The sequence below is a fragment of the Peptoniphilus olsenii genome, assembly GCF_040545475.1.
Classification (GTDB): Bacteria; Bacillota; Clostridia; order Tissierellales; family Peptoniphilaceae; genus Peptoniphilus_A; species Peptoniphilus_A olsenii.
Genome location: NZ_JBEPMA010000002.1, coordinates 39,354 through 65,420 on the forward strand (window position 1 = coordinate 39,354; position 26,067 = coordinate 65,420).

Annotated in this window: 45 protein-coding genes and 1 other annotated feature; of the genes, 4 read left to right on the top strand and 41 right to left on the bottom strand. The window is 32.7% G+C overall.

The features are described 5' to 3' along the window. Positions 1-148: 148 nt before the first annotated feature. Positions 149-1,624 (bottom strand): hypothetical protein, encoded by a 1,476-nt coding sequence (locus ABID14_RS02200; RefSeq protein WP_354366825.1) that lies wholly within the window; start codon positions 1,622-1,624, stop codon positions 149-151. Positions 1,625-1,989: 365 nt separating this feature from the next. On the opposite strand from ABID14_RS02200, the gene ABID14_RS02205 reads away from it, so the two are divergent. Together ABID14_RS02205 and ABID14_RS02210 are read left to right on the top strand one after the other, a co-directional pair. After that, the gene (locus tag ABID14_RS02205) at positions 1,990-2,475 is read left to right on the top strand and encodes a VOC family protein (protein WP_354366826.1); all 486 of its coding nucleotides are present in this window, start codon (positions 1,990-1,992) and stop codon (positions 2,473-2,475) included. Beyond that, the gene (locus ABID14_RS02210; RefSeq protein WP_354366827.1) at positions 2,466-2,669 is read left to right on the top strand and encodes a thioesterase family protein; all 204 of its coding nucleotides are present in this window, start codon (positions 2,466-2,468) and stop codon (positions 2,667-2,669) included. Before ABID14_RS02205 ends, ABID14_RS02210 begins: the two co-directional genes overlap by 10 nt. Positions 2,670-3,920: 1,251 nt before the next feature. Here ABID14_RS02210 and rplQ read toward each other — a convergent pair. From rplQ to rpsJ, 30 genes are read right to left on the bottom strand one after another with little or no spacing between them, the layout of a single operon-like run. After that, positions 3,921-4,262, bottom strand: coding sequence for a 50S ribosomal protein L17 (gene rplQ / locus ABID14_RS02215; protein WP_354366828.1), 342 nt, complete (start codon positions 4,260-4,262; stop codon positions 3,921-3,923). 11 nt (positions 4,263-4,273) lie between these two features. Beyond that, positions 4,274-5,221, bottom strand: coding sequence for a DNA-directed RNA polymerase subunit alpha (locus tag ABID14_RS02220; RefSeq protein WP_354366829.1), 948 nt, complete (start codon positions 5,219-5,221; stop codon positions 4,274-4,276). A gap of 28 nt (positions 5,222-5,249) precedes the next feature. After that, a complete protein-coding gene (gene rpsK / locus ABID14_RS02225) occupies positions 5,250-5,645 on the bottom strand; it encodes a 30S ribosomal protein S11 (protein WP_354366830.1) in 396 nt (131 codons plus the stop codon). 13 nt (positions 5,646-5,658) lie between these two features. Next, positions 5,659-6,015, bottom strand: a complete 357-nt coding sequence (rpsM, locus tag ABID14_RS02230) for a 30S ribosomal protein S13 (RefSeq protein ID WP_354366831.1) — start codon at positions 6,013-6,015, stop codon at positions 5,659-5,661. A gap of 11 nt (positions 6,016-6,026) precedes the next feature. Further along, positions 6,027-6,140, bottom strand: coding sequence for a 50S ribosomal protein L36 (gene rpmJ / locus ABID14_RS02235; RefSeq protein ID WP_010244353.1), 114 nt, complete (start codon positions 6,138-6,140; stop codon positions 6,027-6,029). 22 nt (positions 6,141-6,162) lie between these two features. Continuing rightward, on the bottom strand, positions 6,163-6,381 hold the full coding sequence (gene infA, locus ABID14_RS02240) for a translation initiation factor IF-1 (protein WP_354366832.1): 219 nt from the start codon (positions 6,379-6,381) through the stop codon (positions 6,163-6,165). An 18-nt stretch (positions 6,382-6,399) separates the two neighbouring features. Beyond that, positions 6,400-6,654 carry a KOW domain-containing RNA-binding protein gene (locus ABID14_RS02245; RefSeq protein ID WP_354366833.1) on the bottom strand — a complete coding sequence of 85 codons (255 nt, stop codon included), beginning with the start codon at positions 6,652-6,654 and terminating at the stop codon, positions 6,400-6,402. Between the two features lie 4 nt (positions 6,655-6,658). Continuing rightward, positions 6,659-7,300 (bottom strand): adenylate kinase, encoded by a 642-nt coding sequence (locus ABID14_RS02250; protein ID WP_354366834.1) that lies wholly within the window; start codon positions 7,298-7,300, stop codon positions 6,659-6,661. Between the two features lie 9 nt (positions 7,301-7,309). Continuing rightward, the gene (gene secY / locus ABID14_RS02255) at positions 7,310-8,590 is read right to left on the bottom strand and encodes a preprotein translocase subunit SecY (protein ID WP_354366835.1); all 1,281 of its coding nucleotides are present in this window, start codon (positions 8,588-8,590) and stop codon (positions 7,310-7,312) included. Then, positions 8,590-9,039: a 50S ribosomal protein L15 gene (gene rplO, locus ABID14_RS02260; RefSeq protein WP_354366836.1), complete on the bottom strand. Its 450-nt coding sequence runs from the start codon at positions 9,037-9,039 to the stop codon at positions 8,590-8,592. The genes secY and rplO overlap by 1 nt, the downstream gene beginning before the upstream one ends. 12 nt (positions 9,040-9,051) lie before the next feature. Further along, positions 9,052-9,228, bottom strand: coding sequence for a 50S ribosomal protein L30 (gene rpmD, locus ABID14_RS02265; protein ID WP_354366837.1), 177 nt, complete (start codon positions 9,226-9,228; stop codon positions 9,052-9,054). Positions 9,229-9,240: 12 nt separating this feature from the next. Then, positions 9,241-9,747: a 30S ribosomal protein S5 gene (rpsE, locus tag ABID14_RS02270; RefSeq protein ID WP_354366838.1), complete on the bottom strand. Its 507-nt coding sequence runs from the start codon at positions 9,745-9,747 to the stop codon at positions 9,241-9,243. 13 nt (positions 9,748-9,760) lie between these two features. Further along, positions 9,761-10,123 (bottom strand): 50S ribosomal protein L18, encoded by a 363-nt coding sequence (rplR, locus tag ABID14_RS02275; RefSeq protein WP_354366839.1) that lies wholly within the window; start codon positions 10,121-10,123, stop codon positions 9,761-9,763. Positions 10,124-10,138: 15 nt separating this feature from the next. Continuing rightward, positions 10,139-10,675 (bottom strand): 50S ribosomal protein L6, encoded by a 537-nt coding sequence (rplF, locus tag ABID14_RS02280; protein ID WP_354366840.1) that lies wholly within the window; start codon positions 10,673-10,675, stop codon positions 10,139-10,141. A 14-nt stretch (positions 10,676-10,689) separates the two neighbouring features. Continuing rightward, positions 10,690-11,085 (bottom strand): 30S ribosomal protein S8, encoded by a 396-nt coding sequence (gene rpsH / locus ABID14_RS02285; RefSeq protein ID WP_354366841.1) that lies wholly within the window; start codon positions 11,083-11,085, stop codon positions 10,690-10,692. A gap of 30 nt (positions 11,086-11,115) precedes the next feature. Next, entirely contained in the window at positions 11,116-11,301 is a 186-nt protein-coding gene (locus ABID14_RS02290; protein ID WP_354366842.1) for a type Z 30S ribosomal protein S14, read from the bottom strand. A gap of 11 nt (positions 11,302-11,312) precedes the next feature. Next, on the bottom strand, positions 11,313-11,858 hold the full coding sequence (rplE, locus tag ABID14_RS02295; protein ID WP_354366843.1) for a 50S ribosomal protein L5: 546 nt from the start codon (positions 11,856-11,858) through the stop codon (positions 11,313-11,315). Positions 11,859-11,869: 11 nt separating this feature from the next. Beyond that, complete coding sequence (gene rplX / locus ABID14_RS02300; protein WP_354366844.1) at positions 11,870-12,178, bottom strand: 50S ribosomal protein L24; 309 nt, start codon at positions 12,176-12,178, stop codon at positions 11,870-11,872. A gap of 14 nt (positions 12,179-12,192) precedes the next feature. After that, the gene (gene rplN, locus ABID14_RS02305) at positions 12,193-12,561 is read right to left on the bottom strand and encodes a 50S ribosomal protein L14 (RefSeq protein WP_354366845.1); all 369 of its coding nucleotides are present in this window, start codon (positions 12,559-12,561) and stop codon (positions 12,193-12,195) included. 24 nt (positions 12,562-12,585) lie between these two features. Continuing rightward, a complete protein-coding gene (rpsQ, locus tag ABID14_RS02310) occupies positions 12,586-12,840 on the bottom strand; it encodes a 30S ribosomal protein S17 (protein WP_354366846.1) in 255 nt (84 codons plus the stop codon). Between the two features lie 4 nt (positions 12,841-12,844). Next, a complete protein-coding gene (gene rpmC, locus ABID14_RS02315; RefSeq protein ID WP_354366847.1) occupies positions 12,845-13,051 on the bottom strand; it encodes a 50S ribosomal protein L29 in 207 nt (68 codons plus the stop codon). Continuing rightward, on the bottom strand, positions 13,041-13,472 hold the full coding sequence (gene rplP / locus ABID14_RS02320) for a 50S ribosomal protein L16 (RefSeq protein ID WP_354366848.1): 432 nt from the start codon (positions 13,470-13,472) through the stop codon (positions 13,041-13,043). Before rplP ends, rpmC begins: the two co-directional genes overlap by 11 nt. A 20-nt stretch (positions 13,473-13,492) precedes the next feature. Further along, on the bottom strand, positions 13,493-14,212 hold the full coding sequence (gene rpsC / locus ABID14_RS02325; RefSeq protein WP_354366849.1) for a 30S ribosomal protein S3: 720 nt from the start codon (positions 14,210-14,212) through the stop codon (positions 13,493-13,495). A gap of 11 nt (positions 14,213-14,223) precedes the next feature. Continuing rightward, positions 14,224-14,559 carry a 50S ribosomal protein L22 gene (gene rplV / locus ABID14_RS02330; protein ID WP_354366850.1) on the bottom strand — a complete coding sequence of 112 codons (336 nt, stop codon included), beginning with the start codon at positions 14,557-14,559 and terminating at the stop codon, positions 14,224-14,226. A gap of 14 nt (positions 14,560-14,573) precedes the next feature. Further along, positions 14,574-14,858 carry a 30S ribosomal protein S19 gene (gene rpsS, locus ABID14_RS02335; protein WP_354366851.1) on the bottom strand — a complete coding sequence of 95 codons (285 nt, stop codon included), beginning with the start codon at positions 14,856-14,858 and terminating at the stop codon, positions 14,574-14,576. A 12-nt stretch (positions 14,859-14,870) separates the two neighbouring features. Then, positions 14,871-15,704 carry a 50S ribosomal protein L2 gene (gene rplB / locus ABID14_RS02340; RefSeq protein ID WP_354366852.1) on the bottom strand — a complete coding sequence of 278 codons (834 nt, stop codon included), beginning with the start codon at positions 15,702-15,704 and terminating at the stop codon, positions 14,871-14,873. A 17-nt stretch (positions 15,705-15,721) separates the two neighbouring features. Continuing rightward, positions 15,722-16,009 carry a 50S ribosomal protein L23 gene (rplW, locus tag ABID14_RS02345; RefSeq protein WP_354366853.1) on the bottom strand — a complete coding sequence of 96 codons (288 nt, stop codon included), beginning with the start codon at positions 16,007-16,009 and terminating at the stop codon, positions 15,722-15,724. Then, positions 16,009-16,632 (bottom strand): 50S ribosomal protein L4, encoded by a 624-nt coding sequence (gene rplD, locus ABID14_RS02350; RefSeq protein ID WP_354366854.1) that lies wholly within the window; start codon positions 16,630-16,632, stop codon positions 16,009-16,011. The genes rplW and rplD overlap by 1 nt, the downstream gene beginning before the upstream one ends. A gap of 17 nt (positions 16,633-16,649) precedes the next feature. Further along, positions 16,650-17,282, bottom strand: coding sequence for a 50S ribosomal protein L3 (gene rplC, locus ABID14_RS02355; protein ID WP_354366855.1), 633 nt, complete (start codon positions 17,280-17,282; stop codon positions 16,650-16,652). 56 nt (positions 17,283-17,338) lie between these two features. After that, entirely contained in the window at positions 17,339-17,656 is a 318-nt protein-coding gene (rpsJ, locus tag ABID14_RS02360; protein WP_354366856.1) for a 30S ribosomal protein S10, read from the bottom strand. A gap of 627 nt (positions 17,657-18,283) precedes the next feature. Here rpsJ and ABID14_RS02365 point away from each other — a divergent pair. Beyond that, a complete protein-coding gene (locus ABID14_RS02365) occupies positions 18,284-19,081 on the top strand; it encodes an electron transfer flavoprotein subunit beta/FixA family protein (protein WP_354366857.1) in 798 nt (265 codons plus the stop codon). 8 nt (positions 19,082-19,089) lie between these two features. Then, positions 19,090-20,082, top strand: a complete 993-nt coding sequence (locus tag ABID14_RS02370; RefSeq protein ID WP_354366858.1) for an electron transfer flavoprotein subunit alpha/FixB family protein — start codon at positions 19,090-19,092, stop codon at positions 20,080-20,082. 158 nt (positions 20,083-20,240) lie between these two features. On the opposite strand, the gene ABID14_RS02375 is transcribed toward ABID14_RS02370, so the two are convergent. The 10 genes from ABID14_RS02375 to rpmG all read right to left on the bottom strand — a co-directional run bounded on the left by ABID14_RS02375 (position 20,241) and on the right by rpmG (position 26,013). Continuing rightward, positions 20,241-21,428 (bottom strand): aminotransferase class I/II-fold pyridoxal phosphate-dependent enzyme, encoded by a 1,188-nt coding sequence (locus tag ABID14_RS02375; protein ID WP_354366859.1) that lies wholly within the window; start codon positions 21,426-21,428, stop codon positions 20,241-20,243. After that, positions 21,421-22,134: a 6-carboxyhexanoate--CoA ligase gene (locus ABID14_RS02380; protein WP_354366860.1), complete on the bottom strand. Its 714-nt coding sequence runs from the start codon at positions 22,132-22,134 to the stop codon at positions 21,421-21,423. The genes ABID14_RS02375 and ABID14_RS02380 overlap by 8 nt, the downstream gene beginning before the upstream one ends. After that, positions 22,131-22,613: a hypothetical protein gene (locus ABID14_RS02385; protein WP_354366861.1), complete on the bottom strand. Its 483-nt coding sequence runs from the start codon at positions 22,611-22,613 to the stop codon at positions 22,131-22,133. The genes ABID14_RS02380 and ABID14_RS02385 overlap by 4 nt, the downstream gene beginning before the upstream one ends. A gap of 80 nt (positions 22,614-22,693) precedes the next feature. After that, the gene (gene rplL / locus ABID14_RS02390; protein WP_354366862.1) at positions 22,694-23,077 is read right to left on the bottom strand and encodes a 50S ribosomal protein L7/L12; all 384 of its coding nucleotides are present in this window, start codon (positions 23,075-23,077) and stop codon (positions 22,694-22,696) included. Between the two features lie 18 nt (positions 23,078-23,095). Continuing rightward, positions 23,096-23,629, bottom strand: a complete 534-nt coding sequence (gene rplJ / locus ABID14_RS02395) for a 50S ribosomal protein L10 (RefSeq protein WP_354366863.1) — start codon at positions 23,627-23,629, stop codon at positions 23,096-23,098. A gap of 6 nt (positions 23,630-23,635) precedes the next feature. After that, positions 23,636-23,761, bottom strand: a sequence feature (ribosomal protein L10 leader region). Positions 23,762-23,864: 103 nt separating this feature from the next. Further along, positions 23,865-24,569 carry a 50S ribosomal protein L1 gene (gene rplA, locus ABID14_RS02400; protein ID WP_354366864.1) on the bottom strand — a complete coding sequence of 235 codons (705 nt, stop codon included), beginning with the start codon at positions 24,567-24,569 and terminating at the stop codon, positions 23,865-23,867. 40 nt (positions 24,570-24,609) lie between these two features. Beyond that, a complete protein-coding gene (gene rplK, locus ABID14_RS02405; protein WP_354366865.1) occupies positions 24,610-25,035 on the bottom strand; it encodes a 50S ribosomal protein L11 in 426 nt (141 codons plus the stop codon). 48 nt (positions 25,036-25,083) lie between these two features. Then, on the bottom strand, positions 25,084-25,626 hold the full coding sequence (nusG, locus tag ABID14_RS02410; RefSeq protein ID WP_354366866.1) for a transcription termination/antitermination protein NusG: 543 nt from the start codon (positions 25,624-25,626) through the stop codon (positions 25,084-25,086). Positions 25,627-25,638: 12 nt separating this feature from the next. Continuing rightward, positions 25,639-25,854 carry a preprotein translocase subunit SecE gene (gene secE, locus ABID14_RS02415; RefSeq protein WP_354366867.1) on the bottom strand — a complete coding sequence of 72 codons (216 nt, stop codon included), beginning with the start codon at positions 25,852-25,854 and terminating at the stop codon, positions 25,639-25,641. Positions 25,855-25,863: 9 nt separating this feature from the next. Next, positions 25,864-26,013, bottom strand: a complete 150-nt coding sequence (gene rpmG, locus ABID14_RS02420; protein ID WP_354366868.1) for a 50S ribosomal protein L33 — start codon at positions 26,011-26,013, stop codon at positions 25,864-25,866. Between the last annotated feature and the right edge of the window lie 54 nt (positions 26,014-26,067).

The following is a 26,067-nucleotide window of genomic DNA, read 5'->3' on the forward strand; positions in this document are numbered from 1 at the left end:
ACATCACTGTGTATGTGAAAGTTTTTATTTGAGATTTAAAAACTTAAAATACTTCCATTTAAAAAACTCCTAACAAAAAAGATTTAAAACTAAGACCATTGTCATAATTTTAAATCTTTATATTAAAAATAGTATTTAATTAAAAATATTAATTCATATCATCTGAAATACCCATAATTTTAGTAAACATACTCTCATAATTATTCCATTTTTCTTCTAATTCTTCTACGGTATATTGTTTACAAATATCCATAGTTTTTAAAGATTCTAAATAATCATTTACTCTCTCTACAATCTTCTTGTTCATTACAGTATACATATATGGTTCAAGATTTTGGGAATATCTGATATAATTTTTCACAAAAAATTTCTTGTGATTTAGATATATTCCAAGATTAAAACCCTGAAAATCTCCTTCTATCTTTTCCCCATCGATGATATATAATTTTATATTTGGATTTTTTTTCATCAATCCTAAAGCATTCTTAAAATGTGATTTTCTTTCTTCTATGCTCATTTTATAAGGTGTATCTATGTAAACCAAATTCCCTGTTTGAATATACTCATATAAAGTTGATTTAGGAATAAAGAAATTAATATTTCTATTGTGAAAAATCTCTTCCCATTCAATTTGCAATTTTTTAATTTGTAACATATTGTCCATGATTTTAATATCATCTATATCTTTGCCTTTTAATCTCTCATATTCTTTATCAGCAATTTTATCTATAATGTTAGATGGTAACAAAAATTCAAATCCATAACTTATAAATATATTGAAATAATTGTCTATATAAAAATCAGTTCTATACCCACTTTTATTCATATCCAGGCTGTTGACATTTTTTAAAAGCAAATCTTCATCTTTAAATTTTGCTAATAGTATTTTATATGCTCTTTCAACTTCTTCTTCATTATTTGAGTACGATATTATTTCCATTTTACCATTAATATCCAAAGAATAATTTATGACAAAATTATTTTTAGCAACTATCGCATTAAAGTTTTTGAAGTCACTATTATTATAAAGAGTAATATTGAGATTTGGGCGTTCATTTAATACTCTATAAACCTTTTTGAGCTTAGCATGATTTTTGTCAAAATCATTCATATCCAATCCAATTTTTATATTGATGTTGTCTGTATTCTGTATCAAATTCAAGAAATTTTCCAATCCTTCAGATGATATTTCCATAGAAATCAATATATCTTTTAGACCATCTTCGCTTTTTAAATGTTGCTTTTGAATGAAGTCACTTAAAAACATTTTTATATTACTATTGCCTTCTACCATTCTGGTATTATTATCACTTCCATCATAGTTTTTAATTGAACTTTTGTATACCTTCATCAGTATATTAAAGATTTTATCTTGAACATCTTTTTTGTCTGATAAATAATCAGAATTTTCTGGTAATTGTATATCAAATTCTAAGAAGAAATCTAATACTTTATTCTGTTCAAAGATATCTTTGCATATAACTTCACTTATTCTTTGATTTGTAATACGAATATATTTTTGTGAAGGTAATTTGGAAGCGTTACACCACTTACTTATGTATGATATGTCGTAATCTAACTTATTTGTTAAGACAATAAGTTTGACATTTGTAAAATCTATCATTTTTTTAACATTGGTGAATATTTATTCATAGCTAACCCCTCTCTTATGATTACCAAAATAAATTACTTAACCCTCTATGATAATCATAATCCTTTTTAGCCAAAATATCATTTGACCTTTTGGCATTTTAATTCAAGTTTGACTTTTTTATTCAAAATACGTCATCCTAAGACATTTTTAAATCCAGTAAACTTTTTATAAAATTATATCAAGAGAGAAAAACATTTTCAATGTTTTTAGGTGAATGAAAATCAAAGAATTATAAAATATTTCCTCAAAGATTTAATACTTATTTCAAAAAATATTTTCCTAATTTATATCAGCTATATTTGTTTTTCTCCAAAGTTAAAGGAGTTGAACGGTATATGAAACCAATGAGAATGCACCATGTTGGAATAGTTCTTCCAACATTAGAAGACGTTTATCAAATGATTGATAGACTAGGACTCGAAATCGATTACAAAGGTCATGTTGATGCTTATCAATCTAAATTAATTTTTACAAAACCTGGAGAACACTCTAGCCCTATTGAGTTTATTATCCCAGAAGCTGGAGTACTTAAAGATTTTAATAATGGCAAAGATGGTATCGCTCATATTGCATTTGAGGTAGATGATGTTGAAGCTGTTAGAAAAGAATATGAAGATAAAGGACTACAAATGCTAAAAAAAGAAGCTGTGTCAGGTACTAGTGACATAATCGTAATTTTCTTAAGACCAAAATACAATAATGGAATTTTGATAGAATTTGTAGAAACTATCAAACCAATTGATAGCGAATATCAGGTACAGGCACTAGTGGTCCACAACAAGCTACTGAGAAAACAAAAAAATTTAATGAAGTGTCAGTAGGAACAAATATTAATTTAGATCAGCTTGCTCCATCTCCTATAGGTCATGAAATTAGATGTATTGCTAAATTAGTAGAACAAAATAAAAGAAAGTATGTGTTCGATGTTACAGCTTATGATGAAGATAAAATAATAGGAAAATCTACCCATACACGATATATAGTCGATTTAGAAAAATTTACAAATAAACTTTAACACGCGAAAGGAATCCTTCTAAAAATAGCTACAGACCCTTTTCCGTTAATATTCAAAATATACACTTTTCAACTATACCTAATCGACTAAAAAACATTAATCGGAACACAATTATAAAGACCAGAAGTTAATCCCAAACTTCTGGTCTTTATTTACTGCGTATAATATGTTTTTGGATTGATATATGACTCTAAAACATAATTATTAATATTTCAAAATCTTCATAGCTAAATACAGTTGATTATTAACTTCATAATTTGATAATACTAGCATTTATTTAAGTAGTCTTATCACAACTCAAATAATAAATAAAATTAGGAGCTGCTTTCGGCCACTAAGTCAAGCAACACTTTTTATTATATTTTTAATTTTCTTGTATGAATTACAACATTAATTGCTACTTAAAATTACTCCTGTTTTAAACAGATTTTAGCATAAATATTTCCCATCAACATATAATATAGAATAATAAAGTGGAAGATAAACTATCGATTATAAATAAAAAATTAAACTTTCCCTTAAAAATTCCCTTCCAAAAATACAAGTTTTTTGATTTTAGAAAATTTTTTTAAAATTTCCTTACACTCGAAGTAATTATTCGAAAGATTAAAGTTTCATTGATTTTCAGTATTTTTAGAATCGAGTAGGGGCTATAGGTTAGCCCCTCTCACACCACCCGTATGTGCCGTTCGGCATACGGCGGTTCAATATTTTCTTGTATCATATTATATATTTCTGATGTATCTATTTAACTTTATTCTTTTTGTATCCGAACCTCGAGGACTGAATACGTCATTCCTTGTATTCCATCAAGTCATAGACCATCCTTTTCAAATATTACAATAAATATTGTTCCTCCCGTCGCTCCATTTCCATTACAGAAACTTCCTCGCTACTATGGATTCTGCTGACTTCTCATGGTTCGTTGTTACTACTGTATCGTCTATGAGACATCACGGGATAAGTTCTAATACTTTCATCGTTCACTTGCAGAATCTACGCCTTGGGTTTACGGTTGTCTTTTGGGAATTTGCTATCTTATGCTAGCTCGCCCACCTGTTACGCCTTGTATTCTGTTCCTGCTAGCCAAGCCACGATTTTGCTATTGCTTCTTCTCTCCCACATGTCACCATGTGAAACTTGCAAGTTGCTATGGGATTCGTCGACAACTACGCTCCTTGAGGAATTTCACCCCAGCATTAGAACATGCCCGTCATACATAAAAAAAAAGGAAACCCCTTATGGATTTCCTTATACTAATTCTATTATTGAAAGTTCAGCGCCGTCTCCACGTCTTGGACCTACTTTTATTATTCTAGTATATCCACCGTTTCTATCGGCATATTTTTCAGCTAATTCGCCAAATACTTTTGTTACAACATCTTCTGAGTATATATATGATAATGCTTGTCTTCTTGCGTGAAGATCGCCACGTTTTCCAAGTGTAATCATGCGCTCAGCAACTTTTTGAACTTCTTTAGCTCTTGTATGAGTAGTAGTAATTCTACCATTGTTAAGAAGATCAGTTACAAGATTTCTAAGCATTGCACGTCTATGACTTGATGCGCGGCCAAGCGTTCTTTGTTTTGTCATAGTGCCCTCCTTTATTCTTCTTCAGGTTTTAAACTAAGTCCAAGTTCATCAAGTTTTTCAGTTACTTCTTGAAGTGATTTACTTCCAAGATTTCTAACCTTCATCATTTCACTTTCAGTCTTTTGGATTAGTTCTTCAACAGTATTTATTCCAGCTCTCTTCAGACAGTTAAATGATCTTACTGATAAATCAAGTTCTTCAACAGTCATTTCAAGAACTTTCTCTTTTTCATCCTCTTCTTTTTCAACCATAAGATTGATGTCGCTTACATGCTCAGTAAGTCCAATGAAGAGTTCAAGATGTTCTGTTAAAACCTTAGCAGCAAGTGAAGTCGCTTCATCAGCTTTCATTGATCCATTTGTTGTAACCTCAAGAATAAGTCTATCAAAGTCAGTTCTTTGCCCTACCCTTGTGTTTTCGACCTTCCAGTTAACTTTTTCAACAGGAGTAAAGTTAGAGTCCATAGGAATAATTCCAATTTCATCTATTTCGTCCTTTTTAAGTTCAGAAGGTTCGTATCCTCTACCTTTTTCAATTGTCATTTCAATAAACACATCTGCATCATCATTTAAAGTTGCAATGTGTTGTTCAGGATTTATTATCTCAACATTAGGTGTCAATTCAATATCTGATGCTTTTAGTTCTCCACTACCTTTTTTTTCTATAATAAGTTTAACAGGTTCATCATCTGTCATTTTTAAAACTATAGATTTAATATTTAAAACTATTTCAGGTACGTCTTCCAATACTCCAGGAATAGTATCAAATTCGTGTTCAACTCCACGTATGTTGATAAATGATACAGCCGTACCTGGTAGAGAGGAAAGTAACACTCTTCTTAAGGAATTTCCAATAGTGATACCGAATCCCGGTTCTAGTGGTTCAACTATAAATTTACCATATTTACCAGATTCATCTACTTCTTCAATACTAATTCTAGGTTTTTCAATTTCTATCATGAGTACCCTCCTTCTCGGTAAATAGTTATTATACTCTTCTACGTTTTGGCGGTCTACATCCATTGTGAGGTATTGGAGTAACATCTTTAATAGTTGTTACTTCAAGTCCTGAAGCTTGAAGAGATCTAATAGCAGCCTCTCTTCCTGAACCTGGGCCTTTAACGTAAACGTCTACGCTTTTTAAACCATGTTCTTTTGCTTTTTCAGCAGCTTCTTGTGCTGCTTCTTGTGCAGCAAATGGAGTTGACTTTCTTGATCCTCTAAAACCAAGTTGTCCAGCACTAGCCCAAGAAATAACATTACCATTTACATCAGTAAGAGTAACCATAGTGTTATTAAATGTTGAAACTATATGAGCTTCTCCCTTTTCAATGTTTTTACGAACACGTCTTTTAGAACGTGTACTTTTTTTAATTGTAGCCAATTATAGTCCTCCTTTACTTCTTGATAAGTTTCTTTGGACCTTTTCTTGTCCTAGCATTAGTCTTAGTTTTTTGTCCTCTTACAGGAAGACCAGCTTTGTGTCTCTTTCCACGATAGCAGTTGATTTCACGAAGTCTTTTGATGCTCATTGCAACGTCACGACGTAAATCCCCTTCTACATGATATTTATCAATTTCTTCTCTAATTCTAGCAAGTTCAGCTTCTGTTAAATCTTTTACTCTAGTGTTAAAGTCAACATCAGCATTAGTCAAAATTTCGCGAGCTCTTGGTTTACCAACACCAAATATATAAGTCAAGCCAATTTCGACTCTCTTTTCTCTAGGTAAGTCTACACCAGCAATTCTAGCCATAATTACCTCCCTTATCCCTGTCTTTGTTTATGTTTCGGATTTTCGCAAATTACCATTACTTTTCCGTTTCTTTTAATTATTTTGCATTTTTCGCACATCTTTTTAACAGATGGTCTTACTTTCATTTTATTGCCTCCTAATCTAGGATTATTTCTTTCTCCAAGTAATCCTTCCTCTTGTAAGATCATAAGGTGAAAGCTCAACTGTCACCTTATCACCAGGAAGAATTCTAATATAATTCATTCTCAATTTTCCTGAAATATGAGCGAGTATGATATGTCCGTTTTCAAGTTCTACTTTGAAGTTAGTATTTGGTAGTGCATCTACAACTACGCCTTCAACTTCAATTACATCTTCTTTAGCCATATTATTAAGGATCCTCCTTTAGCTATAAGGTAATAGTTTTTTCCTAATATAAGAGTCGTTTAGATTTTTAACATCTAAATCTATTTGACTGTTATAGATATAAACATGTTTTACCTTTTTCTTTTTTGGTCGATCTAGCTTTCTAAGCTTTCCATCTACAAGATAAAGGTAGTTCTCATCTATAACTTCTGTTATGACAAAAACTTTTCCTTCATCTCTGCCCTTTTTGGATCTTACAATTTGTCCTCTTTCAAGGTTTATTGTTGTATCCATAAAATTATTTAAGACCTGCTACTATTTCGTCAAAAACTTTATCAATATCTTGCGCACCATTAACATCAATTAATAGCCCTTGCGCATTGTAATAGTCAATTAGCGGAGCAGTTTGGTCAAAATAAACTTCAATTCTTTTTTTAACAGTTTCTTCGTTATCGTCATCTCTTTGTATAAGTTTAGTACCATCATTATCACATATACCACTAACCTTAGGTGGATTAAACTCTATATGATAAGTTGCACCACAAGTTTTACAAATTCGTCTGCCGCAAGCTCTTTTTATTAAGATTTCTGGCTCAACGTTGATGTTTATAACTTTAGTTAGCTTATCGCCTTCCGCATCTAAAATTGCATCTAAGCTGACAGCTTGTGCCACTGTTCTTGGAAAACCATCAAGTAAAAATCCGTCTTTAGCATCATCTTTTTTAATTCTATCTTCTACTAAGTCGATAACTAGTTCATCAGGAACAAGTAACCCCTTGTCCATATAAGATTTTGCTTTTTTTCCAAGTTCCGTATTATTCTTAATATTTTCTCTGAAAATATCTCCAGTAGATATATGAGGAATATCATATTTTTTGATAATATAATCAGCTTGTGTTCCTTTTCCGGCCCCTGGAGGTCCTAATATAACTAATTTCATAAATGCCTCCTATTTCCTTTTTAAGAAACCTTTATAATTTCTCATCAACAATTGTTGTTCTAATACTCTGTGAATTTCAAGTACAACTCCAACTACAATTATAATAGATGTACCACCATAGTTGAATTGTAATCCTGAAGCCTTTGTCAAAATTGTAGGCAATACTGCCAATATTGAAAGAGCAATTGCACCAGGCATTACTAATCTATTTAGTGTTCTTCCAAGATAATCACTTGTCGGTTTACCAGGTCTAATTCCCGGTATAAAACCACCATTTTGTTGTAAGTTTTTAGAATATTCTACAGTATTAAATTGAATAGTTGTATAGAAGAATGTAAAGAATACAATTAAAAGCACTGTCATAATTGTATAAATAACAACGCCTGGTCCACCATTTGGTGTCAACCATTTTGTTATCCAATTTCTTGTATTTTCTCCTGTGAAAATTGCTATTGTAGCAGGTATTGCTGTAAGTGAGTTGGCAAAGATAATTGGCATAACACCAGTCATAAGAACTTTAATAGGTATATGTGTAGCTTGACCGCCATACATTTTTCTTCCTACAACTCTCTTCGCATATTGAACTGGGATTCTGCGTTCCCCTTCAGTTAATGTTACAACAAAAAATACAATTGCTACCGCAATGATAATAAATAATACTAAAAATATTGGGCTTGCTTGTCCTATTTGAACAGTTCTAATTGATTGCATAATATCAATTGGAAATCTTGATACAATTCCGGCAAAAATTAGAATTGAAATTCCATTTCCAATTCCATGTTCAGTTATTTGTTCACCTATCCAGATAAGGATAGCTGTACCTGCAACTATTGATAAAATAATTGTTGCATATTCTACAGGACTTGTTGCATTAATTGCTTTTTGAAAAAAGCCAAAAGTATATCCAATTGCTTGGATAAGTGCAATTACAATTGCCAAATATCTAGTATATTTTGCAATTGTCTTTCTACCTGTCTCTCCCTCTTTTGCAAGTGCTTCTAAAGATGGGATTGCGATAGTTAATAGTTGAATTACGATTGATGCCGTAATATATGGATATATATTTGCAGCAAAAATAGTAAATCTTCTAAAGTTACCTCCTGCCATAAGGTCTAGGAATGAAAATATTGATCCACTAGTTCCACTAAAAAGTTGAGAAATCACTTGTGAATTCATATATGGAACTGCAATATGTGAACCTAATCTATAAATCAAAAGCATAAAAAGAGTAAATAACATCTTTTTACGTAATGATTCGATTTTCCAAGCTTTTGCAAAGGTATCTAACATTAGATCACCTCGGCCTTTCCTCCGCAAGCCTCAATTTTTTCTATTGCAGATTTTGAGAAATGCTGAGCTTTAACAGTCAATGATACATTTAGTTCGCCATCTCCAAGGACTCTAATTCCGTCTTTTGCAGTTGCTTTTTTCACATAATTATTTTCGATTAAGAATTCAGGTGTAATAACAGTTCCTTCTTCGAAATTATTTAAATCAGAAACATTAATAACAGCATATTGTTTCTTGAAAACATTAGTGAAACCTCTCTTAGGAAGACGTCTAAATAATGGCATTTGTCCACCTTCGAAACCTGGTCTAACTCCTCCGCCACTTCTAGCATTTTGTCCTTTGTGACCTTTTCCGGAAGTTTTACCAGTACCGGAACCTATTCCACGACCTACTCTCTTTCTGGCTTTAACGCCGCCACCTTCATTTGGTCTTAAGTCATGTAGTTTCATTGGTACACCTCCTTATTCTTCAACTTCAAGCATGTATTCAACAGCTTTAATCATACCTCTTATTTGAGGTGTGTCATTCTTTTCAACGACTTGGCCAATTTTTTTAAGACCAAGAGCCGTAATTGTTTTTCTGTGTTTTGGTATTTTACCAATAGGGCTCTTTATTAGTTTGATCTTTATTGTACTCATTAAAGTTCCCCCTTATCCTAAAATTTCATCAACAGATTTATTTCTAAGCTTTGCAACTGATTGAGCTGTAACAAGCTTCTTTAATCCGTCAATTGTTGCATTTACAGTGTTTCTAGGATTATTTGTACCAATATTTTTAGTACGAATATCAGAAATACCTGCAAGTTCACACACCGCACGCACAGCTCCACCGGCAATAACACCAGTACCTTCTCTAGCTGGCTTTAAGAATACTCTACCTGCACCAAAAATTCCAGTTACTTGATGAGGAATTGAAGTGTTTTGTAGATTTACTTCTATAATGTGTTTTCTAGCATCTTGTGTAGCTTTTCTGATTGCTTCAGGAACTTCAAGAGCTTTTCCAGTACCAACACCAACATGTCCATTTTTATCTCCAACAACTACTAGAGCTGAGAATCTTACGTTTCTACCACCCTTAACAGTTTTGGCAACTCTGTTGATTGATACTACTCTCTCTTCAAGATCAAGTTCTGCCGCATTTATTAATGAACGCTCCATAACTTCCTCCTTCTTAGAATTTTAGTCCAGCTTCTCGTGCAGCTTCAGCAAGAGCTTTGACTTTACCATGGTATACATAGCCACCTCTGTCAAATACTACTTCTTCAATGCCTGCATCTTTAGCTTTTTTAGCAATTAACTCTCCAACAGCTTTAGCTGCATCAATATTACCTGTTGTTTCAAGGTTTAATGATTTATCAAGTGTAGACGCACTAGCCAATGTACGTCCCTCATCGTCATTAATTATTTGAGCATAAATATGTGACGCTGATCTATATACAGAAAGTCTAGGCATAGTAGCTGTACCGGAGATGTGGTTTCTGATTCTTCTGTGTCTTTTTTGTCTATTAGCATTTTTATTAATTTTCTTAAACACTTAAATTCTCCTTTCTTACTTACCTGTTTTTCCTACTTTACGTCTTACGTGCTCATCTATATATTTAACACCTTTACCTTTATATGGTTCAGGTTCTCTATAACTTCTAATCTTTGCAGCATAAGATCCTACTAATTGTTTATCTATACCTTTAATAATTATTGAGTTAGCAGAAGGTACTTCAACTTCAATTCCTTCAGGGTCTTCTAGGTCAAGTGGATGTGAAAATCCAAGATTTAAAGAAAGAACTTTACCTTTCTTTGCCGCTCTATAACCTGTACCGATAATTTCAAGTTGTTTTGAATATCCTTCAGTTACACCAATAATCATATTATATATAAGAGTTCTTGTTAGACCATGGATGGCTTTAATTTCTTTAGAGTCATTTGGTCTTTCTATTGTGAGAACTCCGTCATTAATTTCAATTTTCATGTCTTTGTTCAAAGACTTATTAAGTTCACCTTTTGGTCCCTTAACTGTGATGTTATTACCTTCAACTTTAACATCAACTCCACTTGGGATTTCAATAGGTTTTTTACCAATTCTTGACATGTTTCACCTCCAAATTACCAAATGTAGCAGATTACTTCTCCGCCTACTCCTTCTTTTCTAGCCTCTTTGTCTGTTATAATTCCCTTAGATGTTGAAATAATAGCAGTTCCAAGTCCACCAAGTACTTTAGGAACATCATCGCACTTAACATAAACTCTAAGTCCTGGTTTAGAAATTCTCTTTACACCAGTAATAACTCTTTGTCCGCTATCAGCATATTTTAATTCAATCTTAAGCATTCCTTGCTTGTTATCTTCAATTACATCTAGGTTTTTAATATATCCTTCTTCAAGAAGAATTCTTGCGATTTCTTTTTTAATATTTGAAGCAGGAATGTCAACAGATTTGTGTCTTGCATTGTTTGCATTTCTGATCCTTGCCAGCATATCTGCTATAGGGTCTGTCATCATATCAGTTTGCCTCCTTTCATCTAAGGTCTATTACCAACTAGCTTTTCTTACGCCAGGAATTTGGCCTTTATAAGCAAGTTCTCTAAAACAGATTCTACAAATACCATATTTTTTCAAAACAGAATGTGGTCTTCCACAAATTTTACATCTAGTATATTCACGAGATGAATATTTTTGTTTTCTCTTTTGTTTTGCAATCATTGATTTTTTAGCCACTTTGTACCTCCTTATGCTTTCGCAAATGGCATTCCCATTTTTTCAAGGAACACTTTAGCTTCTTCATCAGTTTTTGCAGAAGTTACTATATTAATATCCATACCTCTAACAGTTTCAACTTCATCATATTCAATTTCTGGGAATATAAGTTGTTCTTTAAGACCTAGAGCATAGTTTCCTCTGCCATCAAATGCAGTTGGTTTAATTCCTCTAAAGTCTCTTACTCTTGGTAGAGCTACATTCATTAATTTATCTAAGAAGTCATACATTCTTCTTCCCCTAAGTGTAACTTTTACACCAACAGTTTGACCTTCACGAAGTTTAAAGTTCGCAATAGATTTTTTAGCGTGAGTTACAATAGCTTTTTGTCCTGCAATTTTTGTAAGTTCATTAACTGCTGATTCTAAAGCTTTAGGATTATCTTTAGCTTCTCCTAAACCGATATTGATAGTAATTTTTTCAAGTTTCGGTACTTCCATAACATTTTTATAGTTGAAATGTTCCATTAGGTGGCCTACAACTTCTGTTTTATATTTTTCTTGTAATCTTGAAGTCATTATTTTACCCCCTACTTAATAGTGTTTCCAGTAGATTTAACAAATCTAACTTTTTTTCCGTCTTCGAATTTATATCCGATTCTTGAAGCTTTTCCAGACGCTTTATCAAAATACATTACATTTGATGCATCAATAGGAGCTTCAACTTTATTTATTCCGCCAGGATTTTGTGGTCCTTGTGGTTTATTATGTTTAGTAACAACATTTATATTTTCTACTACGACTTTATTATCTTTAGGTATAGTTCTAAGAACTTTACCAGTCTTTCCTCTGTCTTTACCAGCTATAACTTTTACGATGTCGCCTGCTTTAATCTTCATTCTACACCTCCAAATTATAGTACTTCTGGTGCTAGAGAGATTATCTTCATGAAGTTACCACTTCTAAGTTCTCTCGTTACAGGTCCAAAAATACGAGTTCCTACTGGACTTCTGTCATCTTTAATAACAACTGCTGCGTTGTCATCAAAGCTGATATATGATCCGTCTTTACGGCTTATGCCTTTATTTGTTCTAACAATTACAGCTTTTACAACTGAACCTTTTTTGACAACGCCACCTGGTGTTGCATGCTTTACAGAACAAACTACAATATCTCCGATACTAGCTGTCTTTCTATTAGTTCCACCAAGTACCTTAATTACAGATAGTTCTCTTGCACCTGAATTGTCAGCAACACGCAGTCTAGTTTCTTGTTGAATCATTGTGTATCTCCTTTCAAGCGAAAATTATTGAGCTTTTTCAATAATTTCTACAAGTCTCCATCTTTTATCTTTGCTTAGTGGTCTAGTTTCCATTACCTTTACACGATCACCAATACCACATTCGTTCTTTTCATCATGTGCCTTGAATTTAGTAGTCTTCTTAAATCTCTTCTTGTAGATTGGGTGAGTTTTAAAAGTCTCTATTGCTACTACAATTGTCTTATCCATTTTATCGCTGACTACAACGCCAGTTAAAGTTTTTCTAGAATTTCTTTCCATGAGATTAAGCCTCCTTTCCAACTTCAAGTTCACGTTCTCTAATGATAGTTTTTACTCTTGCTATATCTCTTTTAACATTCTTAATGCTTGATGGATTATCAAGTTGGCCTGTCGCCAATCTAAATCTTAAATTAAAAAGTTCATTCTTAAGTTCAGTAACTTGTTTATTTAGATCTTCTTTAGACATATTACGAATTTCTTTAGCCTTCATTTGAGTCACCATCCTTATCTTTCATCACGAATTTAGTTCTGATAGGTAATTTCATAGATGCAAGTCTCATTGCTTCTCTAGCAGTTTCTTCAGAAACTCCACCCATTTCAAACAAAACTCTACCTGGTTTAACTACAGCTACCCAGTATTCTGGAGCTCCCTTACCTGAACCCATACGAGTTTCAGCTGGTTTTTCAGTAACAGGTTTATCCGGGAAAATTTTAATCCAGATATTTCCACCTCTACGAATATATCTTGTCATAGCACGACGTGCCGCTTCTATTTGGTTTGAAGTAATCCATGCAGGTTCAAGGGCTTTAATTCCGAATTCACCGTATGAAAGATCATTACCACGCATAGCTTTACCTTTCATTCTGCCTCTGTGAACTCTACGATATTTTACTCTCTTAGGCATCAACATGACTATTCCTCCCTTCTTTATTACTTGTTGTTATCTCTTTTATTTCTTTTGTTATCGCGTCTTCTACGATTTCTATTATCTCTAGGTTTTCTTCTATTATCTTCTTTAAGTTCTGGAAGAACTTCACCTTTATAAAGCCAAACTTTAACACCAAGTTTACCATATGTTGTATCAGCTTCAGCAAAACCATAATCAATGTCTGCTCTTAATGTTTGAAGAGGAATAGTTCCTTCTGAATAACCTTCTGTTCTTGCCATATCAGCTCCGCCAAGACGTCCTGAAACAGAAGTTTTAATACCAAGAGCTCCTTGACGCATTGTTCTTTGGATGGATTGTTTCATTGCACGTCTAAAAGAAACTCTTCTTTCAAGTGAGTCTGCAATGTTTTCAGCAACAAGTTGTGCATCTAAATCTTGATTTTTAACTTCTTCAACATTTAATACAACAGATTTACCTGTAAGTTTTTCAACTTCTTTTCTAAGTTCTTCAACTCCTGCTCCACCACGTCCAATTACCATTCCTGGTTTTGCAGTGTATATTGAAATCTTAACTCTGTTTGCAGCTCTTTCAATTTCGATTTTTGAAATTCCTGCTGCATAAAGTTTTTCTTTTATATATTCTCTAATTTTATTATCTTCTAATAAAAGATCGGCAAAATTTTTCTTATCTGCGTACCATTTTGAATCCCAATCTTTAATAACACCAACACGAAGTCCATGTGGGTTTACTTTTTGACCCATATTTTACCTCCTTACTCTCTTTCTGCTACTACAACGCCAATGTGACTTGATCTCTTAAGGATTGGATAAGCCATTCCTTTCGCCTTAGGATGGAATCTCTTCATAGTTGGTCCGTCATTAGCGTATGCTTGTTTTACATAAAGATCGTCTCTGTCTAAATTAAGATTGTTTTCAGCGTTAGCTACAGCTGAATGTAATACTTTATAGAGCTCGTGAGCTCCTCTCTTATTAGTAAATTTTAAAATTGAGAGGGCTTCATTAACGCTTTTTCCACGAATTTCAGCGCAGATATAGTTCACCTTTAGGGGTGAAATTCTAACATATTTAGCTATTGCTTGTGCTTGCATTTAATACCCTCCTCTTATTTTAAAGTTGTAGTCTTCTCGCTTCTTTCAGAGTGACCTCTGAATGTTCTTGTTGGAACAAATTCACCTAATTTATGTCCTACCATGTCCTCAGTAATATATACTGGCACATGTTTTCTACCGTCATGAACTGCGATAGTGTGTGTAACAAACTCAGGGAAAATTGTTGAGCGACGTGACCAAGTCTTTATAACTTTCTTTTCATTTTTTTCATTTAATTCGTCAACCTTCTTTAGAAGGTGTTCATCAGCAAATGGTCCTTTTTTTATTGATCTACTCATTATACCCTCCGATTACTTAGTCTTTCTTCTTCTAACGATATACATGTTTGATTTCTTAGATCTCTTTCTAGTTTTTAATCCAAGAGCTTTTTTGCCCCATGGAGTCATTGGTGAAGGTCTACCAACTGGTGTTCTACCTTCCCCACCACCGTGTGGGTGATCAACTGGGTTCATTGCAGATCCTCTAACATGAGGTCTAAATCCAAGATATCTCTTTTTACCAGCCTTACCAAGTGTGATAAGTTCGTGTGAAATGTTTCCAACTTGTCCAATTGTTGCTCTACATTCAAGTCTAATTAATCTATATTCTCCAGATGGCATTCTAAGTTGAGCATATTTACCTTCTTTAGCCATTAATTGTGCAGATGAACCTGCTGCTCTAGCAATTTGTCCACCATGTCCTGGAGTCATTTCAATATTGTGAATAGTTGTACCTACAGGTATATCTGCAAGTCTTAGAGTATTACCTACTTTAATATCAACATCTAATCCAGATTCAACAATATCTCCAACTTTTAAACCATTTGGTTGAATGATGTATCTTTTTTCACCATCTGCATAGTTTAAAAGAGCAATATAAGCTGTTCTATATGGATCATATTCAATTGCAGCTACTTTTGCAGGAATATTATCTTTATTTCTTTTTAAATCTATAATTCTGTATTTTCTCTTAACTCCGCCGCCTCTATGTCTTGAAGTAATTCTACCAGAAGAATTTCTACCAGCATTGCTTTTTTTGCTAGCTAATAGAGATCTTTCAGGTGATTTTTTTGTAAGCTCTTCGAAAGAAGCTACAGTCATCTCTCTACGGGCAGGAGTTGTCGCTTTAAATCCTTTTATAGCCATTTTTCTACCTCCTACGATTAAATAGAATCAAAAAATTCTATCGGTTCAGAGTCATCAGTAAGCTTTACTACAGCTTTCTTCCATGCAGGGCGTCTTCCTTGATGAACTCCTTGTCTTTTCATTTTTCCACGTACATTCATAGTGTTAACTTTTTCAACTTTTACTCCGAAAACTTCTTCGATTGCTTCTTTAATTTCCGGTTTAGTTGCATTTTTATCCACTTCAAAAGTATATTTGTTAAATTCCATTTCATCCATACTTTGTTCAGTGACAATCGGTCTTTTGATAATGTCAAATTTATTCATCAGTTAAACACCTCCTCAACTGTATTAAGTGCATCTTTACTGATTACTAGACTATTATATTTTAAAAGATCATACACATTTATATCAGTTGCTCTTAATACTTTTACACCTTTGATGTTTTTAGCACATCTATAAATGTTAGAATCTTCGTCATTTACAACAACTAGAGCTTTGGAATCAGCTTTTATATTTTTAAGGATATTTGCAAATGTCTTTGTTTTTGCATCTTCCATTTTATATTTATCAACAAGAATCATTTCGCCATCAGCTAATTTGCTAGTTAAAACTGATTTTAAAGCAAGTCTTCTAACTTTTTTTGGAGTTGAATAAGAATAATCTCTTGGTTTCTTAGCGAAAACAACTCCTCCACCTCTCCATTGAGGTGATCTGATGGAACCTTGTCTTGCACGGCCAGTACCCTTTTGTCTCCAAGGTTTTCTACCGCCTCCACGCACTTCCGCACGAGTCTTAGCTGCGTGAGTTCCCTGTCTATTATTTGCTAGTATATTTTTAACAACTAAATAAACGGCATGTTGATTAATTTCAACATCAAAGATCCCTTCATTTAGTTCGACTTCTTCAACAGGATTTCCCTTAATGTCAATCATTTGAATCTTAGGCATCTCTTTACCTCCTAATCTTATTTAGTCATTTTTACAGTGCTTTTAATTTTTACAGTACTTTTTTTATTTCCTGGAATTGCACCTTTTACTAAAATCAAGTTTTTATCTGTATCTATTCTAACTATTTCAAGGTTTTGAACAGTTACTCTTTCATTTCCCATTTTTCCAGCCATTCTGTGGTTTTTCCAAACTCTTCCTGGATAAGAAGCAGCTCCCATACCACCTGGCATTCTATGGAATTTAGAACCGTGAGTTTCTCTACCACGTCCAAAATTGTGACGTTTGATAACACCTTGAGTTCCCTTACCTTTTGAAGTACCAGTAACATCAACATGTTCTGCAACTTCAAAAATGTCTACTTTTATTTCATCTCCAATGTTGTATGAATCAACATCATCAGTTCTAAATTCTGATACATGTCTCTTGAAATCAACACCAGCTTTTTCAAAATGTCCCTTTTCAGGTTTATTAAGTTTTTTTGCCTTAACTTCTCCTGTTGCAACTTGAACAGCATTATATCCATCTGTTTCAATAGTTTTCTTTTGCACAACAACATTTGGTTCTACTTCAATAACTGAGACAGGAGTAACAGTACCTTCTTCATCAAAAATTTGGGTCATCCCAATTTTCTTACCTACTAAATATTTCACGTTGCACCTCCTAATAATTATAGCGGACTTATAAATAAGTCATATAAAGCAAAGTTTTAAAGTTTAATTTCTATATCTACACCCGCAGGTAAATTTAACTTCATCAAAGAATCAACAGTTTTTTGTGATGGATTTAAGATATCAATTAAACGCTTGTGAGTTCTTTGCTCAAATTGTTCTCTAGAATCCTTGTACTTGTGTACAGCTCTCAAAATAGTAATAATTTCTTTTTGAGTTGGTAGAGGAATCGGTCCAGAAACTTCTGCTCCAGATTTCTTAGCAGCCTCTACAATTCTCACTGCTGAAGTATCAAGTAATTCGTGATCATAAGCTTTAAGTTTAATTCTAATTTTTTGTTTGCCTTTATTAGACATATTTTACCTCCTATTCGCTAAAGCCTTACTTGCGAAAGGGGTTATCGATACACGCACCCTTGTGTTTTAAAAAGTACGCTTTTGAAAAAATAACCCTCGCCCAAGTCCCGCTTGGACTTCTCCGTCATAATTACCTCGCAATTCCTTTTTTCACTAAAATTGCAAGCAACTTATGACTTCATCGCAACATTCTTTTTTAAACGCCTAAACATTATATAGTATAAAAGGCTATTTGTAAAGGAATTTAAGAATTTTTTTTAATAATTTTACAAATTCTTTTCAATTCGATTTACAAAATAACATTCGAGACAATATTTAAGAAATAATATTAAGTAATTTGTCTCCAAGTAGTGATGATATCACATAAAAAGTTAAGTTTCTATACATTTTATCAATTAAACTATATCTATTTATTCTTAGGACTATATAAGTATATATACTTTTAAAAATAAATCAATATATTTTTTGTAAATTTTAATTTTTTTCTCAATATTTTTGAAATTTATCTATTATCATATGTAGAATTTAATCCGATTAAGTAAAACAATATTATTTAACTACAAGAACTCGTCATTTTGAGGTATACTATATATGTGAAAAATTTGACTATTTTATGAGGAGGAAATAATGAATATTTTAGTTTGTATTAAGACTGTTCCAGACGTAACAGACGCTAGAATAGATCCAGAAACTAATAACTTAATCAGAGACGGAATTAAAACAATAATAAACCCATCTGATTTATGCGGACTGAAGTTTGCATTAAATTTAAAAGAACAAGTAAATGAAGAAGTTAAAATTTCTGCTTTAACTATGGGACCACCTAGTGCAGAAAAATATCTACGTGACTGCATTGCTATGGGAGCAGATGAAGTATATTTATTAGAAGGAATAGAATTTAAAGGTTCAGACACTCTAGCAACTTCTTATGCTTTATCTGAAGCAGCCAAAGCTATAGGAGATTTCGATATCATATTCACCGGAGACCAAACAATGGACGGAGATACTGGTCAAGTAGGTCCTCAACTAGCAGAATCACTGAACATGAACCAAGTAACTTATATAAGTAAAATAGACTATCTAGACGGACACTACGAAGTTAAGAGAGAAACAAAAGGCGGAACTGAAACACTAAAATTAGATACACCTTTTGTAGCAACTTGTCTAAAAGATTCAGTGGGTAAACCTTCAAAATTTGCACTTGGAAGAACAAAAATTGCTAAAACACAAGAAATCAATCATTTTACTGCACAATCTTTAAACCTAGATCCAAATAGAATAGGACAAAACGGATCTAAAACTATTGTTAACGAAGTATATGCTCCACCAAAATCACAAACTGGACAGATGATTGACGAAGGTTCTCTAGACAAAAATATTGATGTTGTAATTGAACTTCTCAAAAAAGAACATATTTTAGTGTAGGTGATAAAATGAAAAACGGAAATATTTGGGTAATAATAGAATCATATGGCGACACTCTTTCAAGAATAACTAAAGAGATAATGTCAAAAGCAAAAGAATTATCTAAAGAATTAGAAAGAGAATTAATAGCTGTTGAAATAGGATACAACAACGATAATATAGTTAAAGAATCAGGAATATATGGAGCGGATAAAGTAATTCAAGTTGATGACAAGTTACTTGAACATTATAATACTTTAGCTTTCACAAAAGTTTTAGCGAATTTAATAGAAAAATACGACCCCGCTCTAATAATGCTACCTGCTTCTGTAAACGGAAGAGATTTTGCAGGCCGTCTTTGTGCTAAAAATGGCACAGGACTTGTAGCAGACTGTTCAGATATTGTCCTTACAGAAGATAAAACAGATATTAAATTTATTAGACCAACTTTTGACGGTAAATTATATTCAGATATTAGAATAACATCTGACAGAATGATTGCCACAGTTGGCAAAGGTGCTTTCGTGTGTCAACATAGAGATGAAAATAAAGAATTCGAAATTATAAAAGAAGACTCAAACCTAACAGAGGAAGATGTATTAACACATTTAATCGACTTCGAAAAATCAGATTTAAATCCAATATTAGAAACACTTTTAAGTTCAAAAGTTGTAGTAGCTGGAGGTAGAGGATTAGGTGGCCCAGAAAACTGGCATCTAGTAGAAGAACTAGCAGATGCACTTGGCGGAAGCGCAGGAGCAACCAAACCAGTAGCCGATTTAGGATGGTGTCCAAAAGAACTTCAAGTAGGCGTGACAGGAGCAGTAATAAAACCTGATGTATATATAGCACTTGGAATTTCTGGTGCAATTCAACATATAAATGGAATGAAAGACTCTGTCTTAATAATAGCAATTAATAACGACCCAGAAGCACCAATATTTAAAACTGCTCATTACGGAATAGTAGCAGATGTATTTGAATTTGTCCCTGGGTTAATAGATAAAATTAAAAATCAATAATTTAATAGTAAAAAACCGCTAGCACTTAAACTGGCGGTTTTTTATGAATATTTATTTTTAGTCTTTATACTTAACTTTATCAATTATATTACTTATAACAAGAAAATCTAATAGTTGTCGTTTTCAAAGAAACGATTGATTTTGTATTATTATACAATTTAATTATTTTGTAAATTAATCTGATTTCCCAAATTTTTATTTTTAACATATTTATTTAACATTTCCACTAAATAATCTAAATCTTCTCTACTATGCTCTGCCATGGGCGTTATTCTAAGTATGGCTTCATTTTTGGGTACTGCTGGAAATCTTATTATTGATAGAAAAATTCCATTTTCTAGTAACTTCTTAAAAATTTCTCCAGCTTTTTCTTCGTCACCTATGAATATGGGGATAATGTGCGAGTTACCCCTAATATCATAACCATTTTCTGATAGTCTTTTTTTGAGATAGGTGACATTTTGTTTTAACTTTTCATTTTGATTTTTATTATTTATTAAATATTTTAAAGCTTCAATTGTCATCAATATATCTACAGGACTGGCTGAGGTGGAAAAAATAAATTCACGACTTGTATTATAAAGATATCTTCTCAATAACTTTGAACATAATATAGCTGCACCGCTTGTTCCTATAGCTTTTGAAAATGTAACCAATACTACATCAGGTAAGGCTTTACACATTTCTGTAATTCCAAATCCATTTTCTCCTAAAACTCCAAAACCATGTGCATCATCTACATAAGTTATGGCATCATATTTTTTTGCTATTTTACAAAATTTATCCAGTGGTAGAATATCTCCATCCATACTAAATACTCCATCTGATATTATTAATTTTTTATAATTAGGATATTTTTTTAATTTGTTTTCTAAGTCGCAAAAATCTAGATGTCTATATACCTCTACTTTTGCTTTACTTAGTTTTATTCCATCTATTATTGAAGCATGGTTTTTTTCGTCTGAAAATACAACAGTTTCTTGATCACAAAGGGCACTTATAAATCCAAGATTTGCCATAAATCCACTTGAATATAGTAAACTACTCTCGTAACCTGTAATTTTAGATAGCAACTCTTCTAGTTCAATATGAAGTTTATGTGTACCAGTTGTTAGTCTTGAACCACCACTGCCCATGGCCAAATTTTTTAATTTCTCTATTACTACATTTATAATATGTTTATTTTCTGATAAAGAAAGATAATTGCTCGATGAAAATAAAAGCATATTCTGAAAATCAATTTCACTTGTAGGAAGCTGCGGGCTAGTAAATACTCTCTCGTCTCTTATTAAATTCTTCTGTTCAAGATGCTCTAATTTATCTTTTATAAAATCAAATTTATTCATATACTACCACCAACTGATTTTCAAGATAACTTATAGTATTTTCAAGTGTATCTAGACGCGGATCATATAAAAATATACGACCTCCTAGAAAACTGCCTTTATCTTTTAATTTTGTAATTCTTATATATTCATTTTTTGTAGCTACATATCCAGTAACATAATCTGGGTCATCTGAGATACATATCTCTCCTACTATTGCTTTTGCATTTAGAGTTTTAGTGGCTAGACACAAAGCCTCTTTATAGTGATTTTTAATCTCTATATCTCCTTCTTTTTCATAATCCATATTAGTCACTCTGACGCCCTTTTCCCAATCATCTTCCATTCGTTCTAAACTTAATATGTTTAGAATTATTGCACCTCTCATATTAATGGCATTTAATAATAGGTTAAGCACTTTTTGAATATTATTTATTCCAATTTTATTTAAAAATTCAGCTACTACTCTATAACCTTCTTCTTTATTATCTACTTTTATTGTTCTAGTTTTTAAGGCTTTAACTCTAATTATGTCTTCTTCTTTAATTTTATTAATTTTTAAATTTATAAAGTCAGCCTCCCCTCGAGAATGATTTAATGCACGACTGGCGAGCTTTTCAAGAACAAACATTAAGCTCTTCTCATCTACTATTCTCTCTGCACCACTTAAATGAATGTCTTTTTCATTTACTTTTTGTGAAGACCTCATCTTTATACTATATTTCAAACTAAACCCTCCACAGATATGTATTTTTTTAAAATTTCGTATAATCTATCATATAGAATTTTTGAAATTATTCCCGTCATAATCATTCCAGGTATAGCTGGCAAGAGTAAACTTATAAAACTCACACCTACTATTTTAGATAAAACTATCCTAGATAATAATGATCCAAATGCCCCCGAAAATATTAAACATAAATTTTTATTTTTGACTAGCATTATAAAAACAATAACCCCAATTCTAAAAACTAAAGCTACAACTATTCCATAAACATTGGAAATAGAAAGAGTGAAAGATAAAAAAGACGCCAGCACTCCGGCAGTAATATAAATTTTAGCACCAAATAACATGGCTATAAGTACAGATATAGGTGCAGACATTTGAAATTCAGCTCCTGGAAAAATACTTGGAAGTTTAATTATGCTAGAGAGCATTATTACAACTGCTAAAATTGGAATAAATGTAATATTTTTATTTTTCATATGTTATCCTTTTTTATTTCTTGGTTTACTATGTGATTATAAAAAAACTACCTATACTAATATAGGCAGTTTTTAATAAATTACTTAACTTCAACAGTTGCTCCAACTTCTTCAAGTTTAGCTTTGATTTCTTCAGCTTCGTCTTTAGAAACTCCTTCTTTAATTGCTTTAGGAGCTCCATCAACAACTGCTTTAGCATCTTTAAGTCCAAGACCAGTAATGTCTTTAACTGCTTTGATTACTTTAACTTTTTCTTGTCCAGCTTCTGCGATGATAACATCGAATTCAGTTTTTTCTTCTGCTGCTGCAGGAGCTGCTCCGCCTGCTGCTGGTGCTGCTGCTACTGCTGCAGGAGCTGCTGCTGATACTCCGAATTCTTCTTCAAGAGCTTTAACTACTTCTGATAATTCTAATACTGTAAGTTCTTTAATTTCTTCAATTAATTTTTCTACTTTTTCTGACATTTTTATTCCTCCATTATTTTATGCTGTTTGTTCTTGTTTTTCTGCAATTTGTTGTAAAACAATTGCTAAAGATCTAATTGATCCATTTAATACATTTGCAAGTCCTTGGATTGGAGCATTTAATCCACCAAGTACTTGAGCTATTAATACTTCCTTAGATGGTAATTTAGCTAGTGCGTCAACTTCTTCAAGAGAAAGCACCTTTCCATCTACTATACCTGATTTAATTTCAAGAGCTTCATGTTCTTTTGCAAACTCAGCTGAAATCTTTGCTGCACTTGCAGGATCTTCCTTACCAAATGCAATTGCACTAGGTCCTTTAAAAATTTCATCAAGGTTTTTATAACCAAGTTCATTAAAGGCACGTCTCATCATAGTGTTTTTGTATACTTTATATGATACATTAGCTTCTCTATACTTAGCTCTAAGCTCAGTTACTTCTTCAACGTTTAGACCTCTGTAGTTAAGAAGTACAATTGATTGTGCTCCTTGGATATTTTCCTTGATTTCATCAACTAGGGCTTGTTTTGATTGTAATTTTTCTTCTTTCAATTTGTCACCCCCAAATAAAAAAATCTCACGCCGCCGTGAGATGAAAATTGCATAATAAAATCGAATTCTCAACCTCGGTAGGAAATTAAGGCAATTGCCACCTACTGTCTGCGGCTTTTAACATTGATATTATATATATTCTTAAATATTTTGTCAAGAGATTTTTATAAATTTATTTCAAATTTTACTTTAAAAAAATTGACAGGACCATTTTATGATCCTGTCCTAGGTGTTTTTATTTTTTTTCCATTAATTTTTGTCCGTTAATTTTAACTCCAGGTCCCATAGTTGAAGCTACAGTAACTGATTTTAAATAACGACCTTTAGCTGCTGCAGGTTTTGCTTTTATAATTTCTCCAGCAATAGTTCTAAAGTTTTCTTCAAGTTTTTCTACTCCAAAAGAAACTTTTCCAATTGGAACATTGATAATAGCAGCTTTATCTACTCTATATTCAACTTTTCCGGCTTTAGTTTCTTTTACTGCTTGTTCGACATCAAATGTAACTGTTCCAGATTTTGGGTTTGGCATAAGCCCTTTAGGTCCAAGAATTCTACCGATTTTACCAACTACTCCCATCATATCTGGTGTAGCGATAACTACATCAAAATCGAACCAGTTTTCAGCTTGAATTTTTTCAACCAATTCTTCGCCGCCAGCATAATCAGCACCAGCTGCTTCTGCTTCTGCAATTTTATCTCCTTTTGCAAGAACAAGAACTTTTACTTCTTTACCTGTTCCGTTAGGAAGAACTACAGTACCTCTAACTTGTTGGTCAGCATGTCTTGGGTCAACACTAAGTCTAACTGCAAGTTCTACTGTTTCATCAAAATTTGCTTTTGCTGTCTTAATAACTAAATCTAATGCATCAGCTACATCATATAGATTTTCTCTATCTACTAGCTTAATGCTTTCTTGATATTTTTTTCCTCTTTTTGGCATATTTACCTCCTAATGTGGTCCTTACGACTATGTCTCCCACTTATCCTTCTACTTCTATTCCCATGCTACGTGCAGTTCCTGCTACCATTGACATAGCAGATTCTAGACTTGCAGCATTTAAGTCAGGCATTTTGATTTTTGCAATTTCTTCAACTTGTGCTTTAGTCAATTTACCTACTTTTTTCTTGTTAGGTTCTCCACTTGCTGTGTCAAGTTTAAGAGCTTTCTTAATTAGAACAGCTGCTGGTGGAGTCTTAGTAATAAAAGTGAAAGAACGATCTTGATAAACTGTTAATACAACTGGAATAATCATTCCTTGTTGATCTTGAGTCTTTGCGTTAAATTCTTTCGTAAATTGCATAATATTAACACCATGAGGTCCAAGTGCTGTACCTACTGGTGGTGCCGGTGTTGCCTTTCCGGCAGGAATTTGTAATTTAACGATTGCTATGACTTTTTTTGCCATTATTTTTCCTCCTTGTGGTATATGCGGGTTTACCCTCCCACATTCTTTTTACTCTTTAATAATTTGATTGAAATCCAATTCAACAGAAGTATCTCTACCAAACATTGAGATACTAACTTTAACTTTCGCTTTGTCGTAGTTAAAACTTTCAATTACTCCGACCATATTTTCAAAAGGTCCGTTAATAACTTTTACAGTTTCGCCCTCTTCGTAGTTTCCAAATAATTCTTTGTTATCTGTAACTCCAAGGAGTAATACTTCTTCATCAGTCAAAGGCACTGGTTTAGATGCAGGACCAACAAAACCCGTTACTCCTCTTGTATTCCTAACTAAGTACCAAGTTTCATCGTTCATGATCATATTAACCAATACATATGAAGGGAACATCTTTCTCTCTTTTACTTTAGAAACCCCATCTTTGGAATCAACATACTCCTCCATAGGAATTCTAATATCAAAAATCTGATCTTCCATGCCACGATTTACAACCATGGCTTCCATATTATCTTTTACTTTTTTCTCATAACCTGAATAAGTGTGTATTACATACCATTTACTAGCTTCGTTGGTATTTAGTTCTTGTCCTTCCAATTATAACACTCCTCAATAAATAGCTTTAAATAGGAACATAATAATTTTGTCGTACAACGATAACAATAATGCTGAAAGAATTACTGCAACGATAACTATTATAGAATATCTAACTACAGTTTGAAATGAAGGCCATACAACCTTTTTGAATTCAGATTTCACACCTCTAAAGTATCTTGAAAAGCCGCCTTTTTTGTCGTCAGCTTTATTTACACCTTTAGTAGCCATAAATCCTCCTTATTTTGTCTCTTTGTGAGCTGTATGTTCTTTGCAGAATTTACAATACTTCTTTAGTTCCAATCTTTCCGTAGTATTTTTCTTGTTTTTATATGTCACATAATTTCTGTTTTTACATTGTGTGCATTCAAGTACTACTCTATCTGCCATAAAAACACCTCCTAGTGCTAAAAAAAAGAGCCGCCTATGGGACTCCTCTTAATT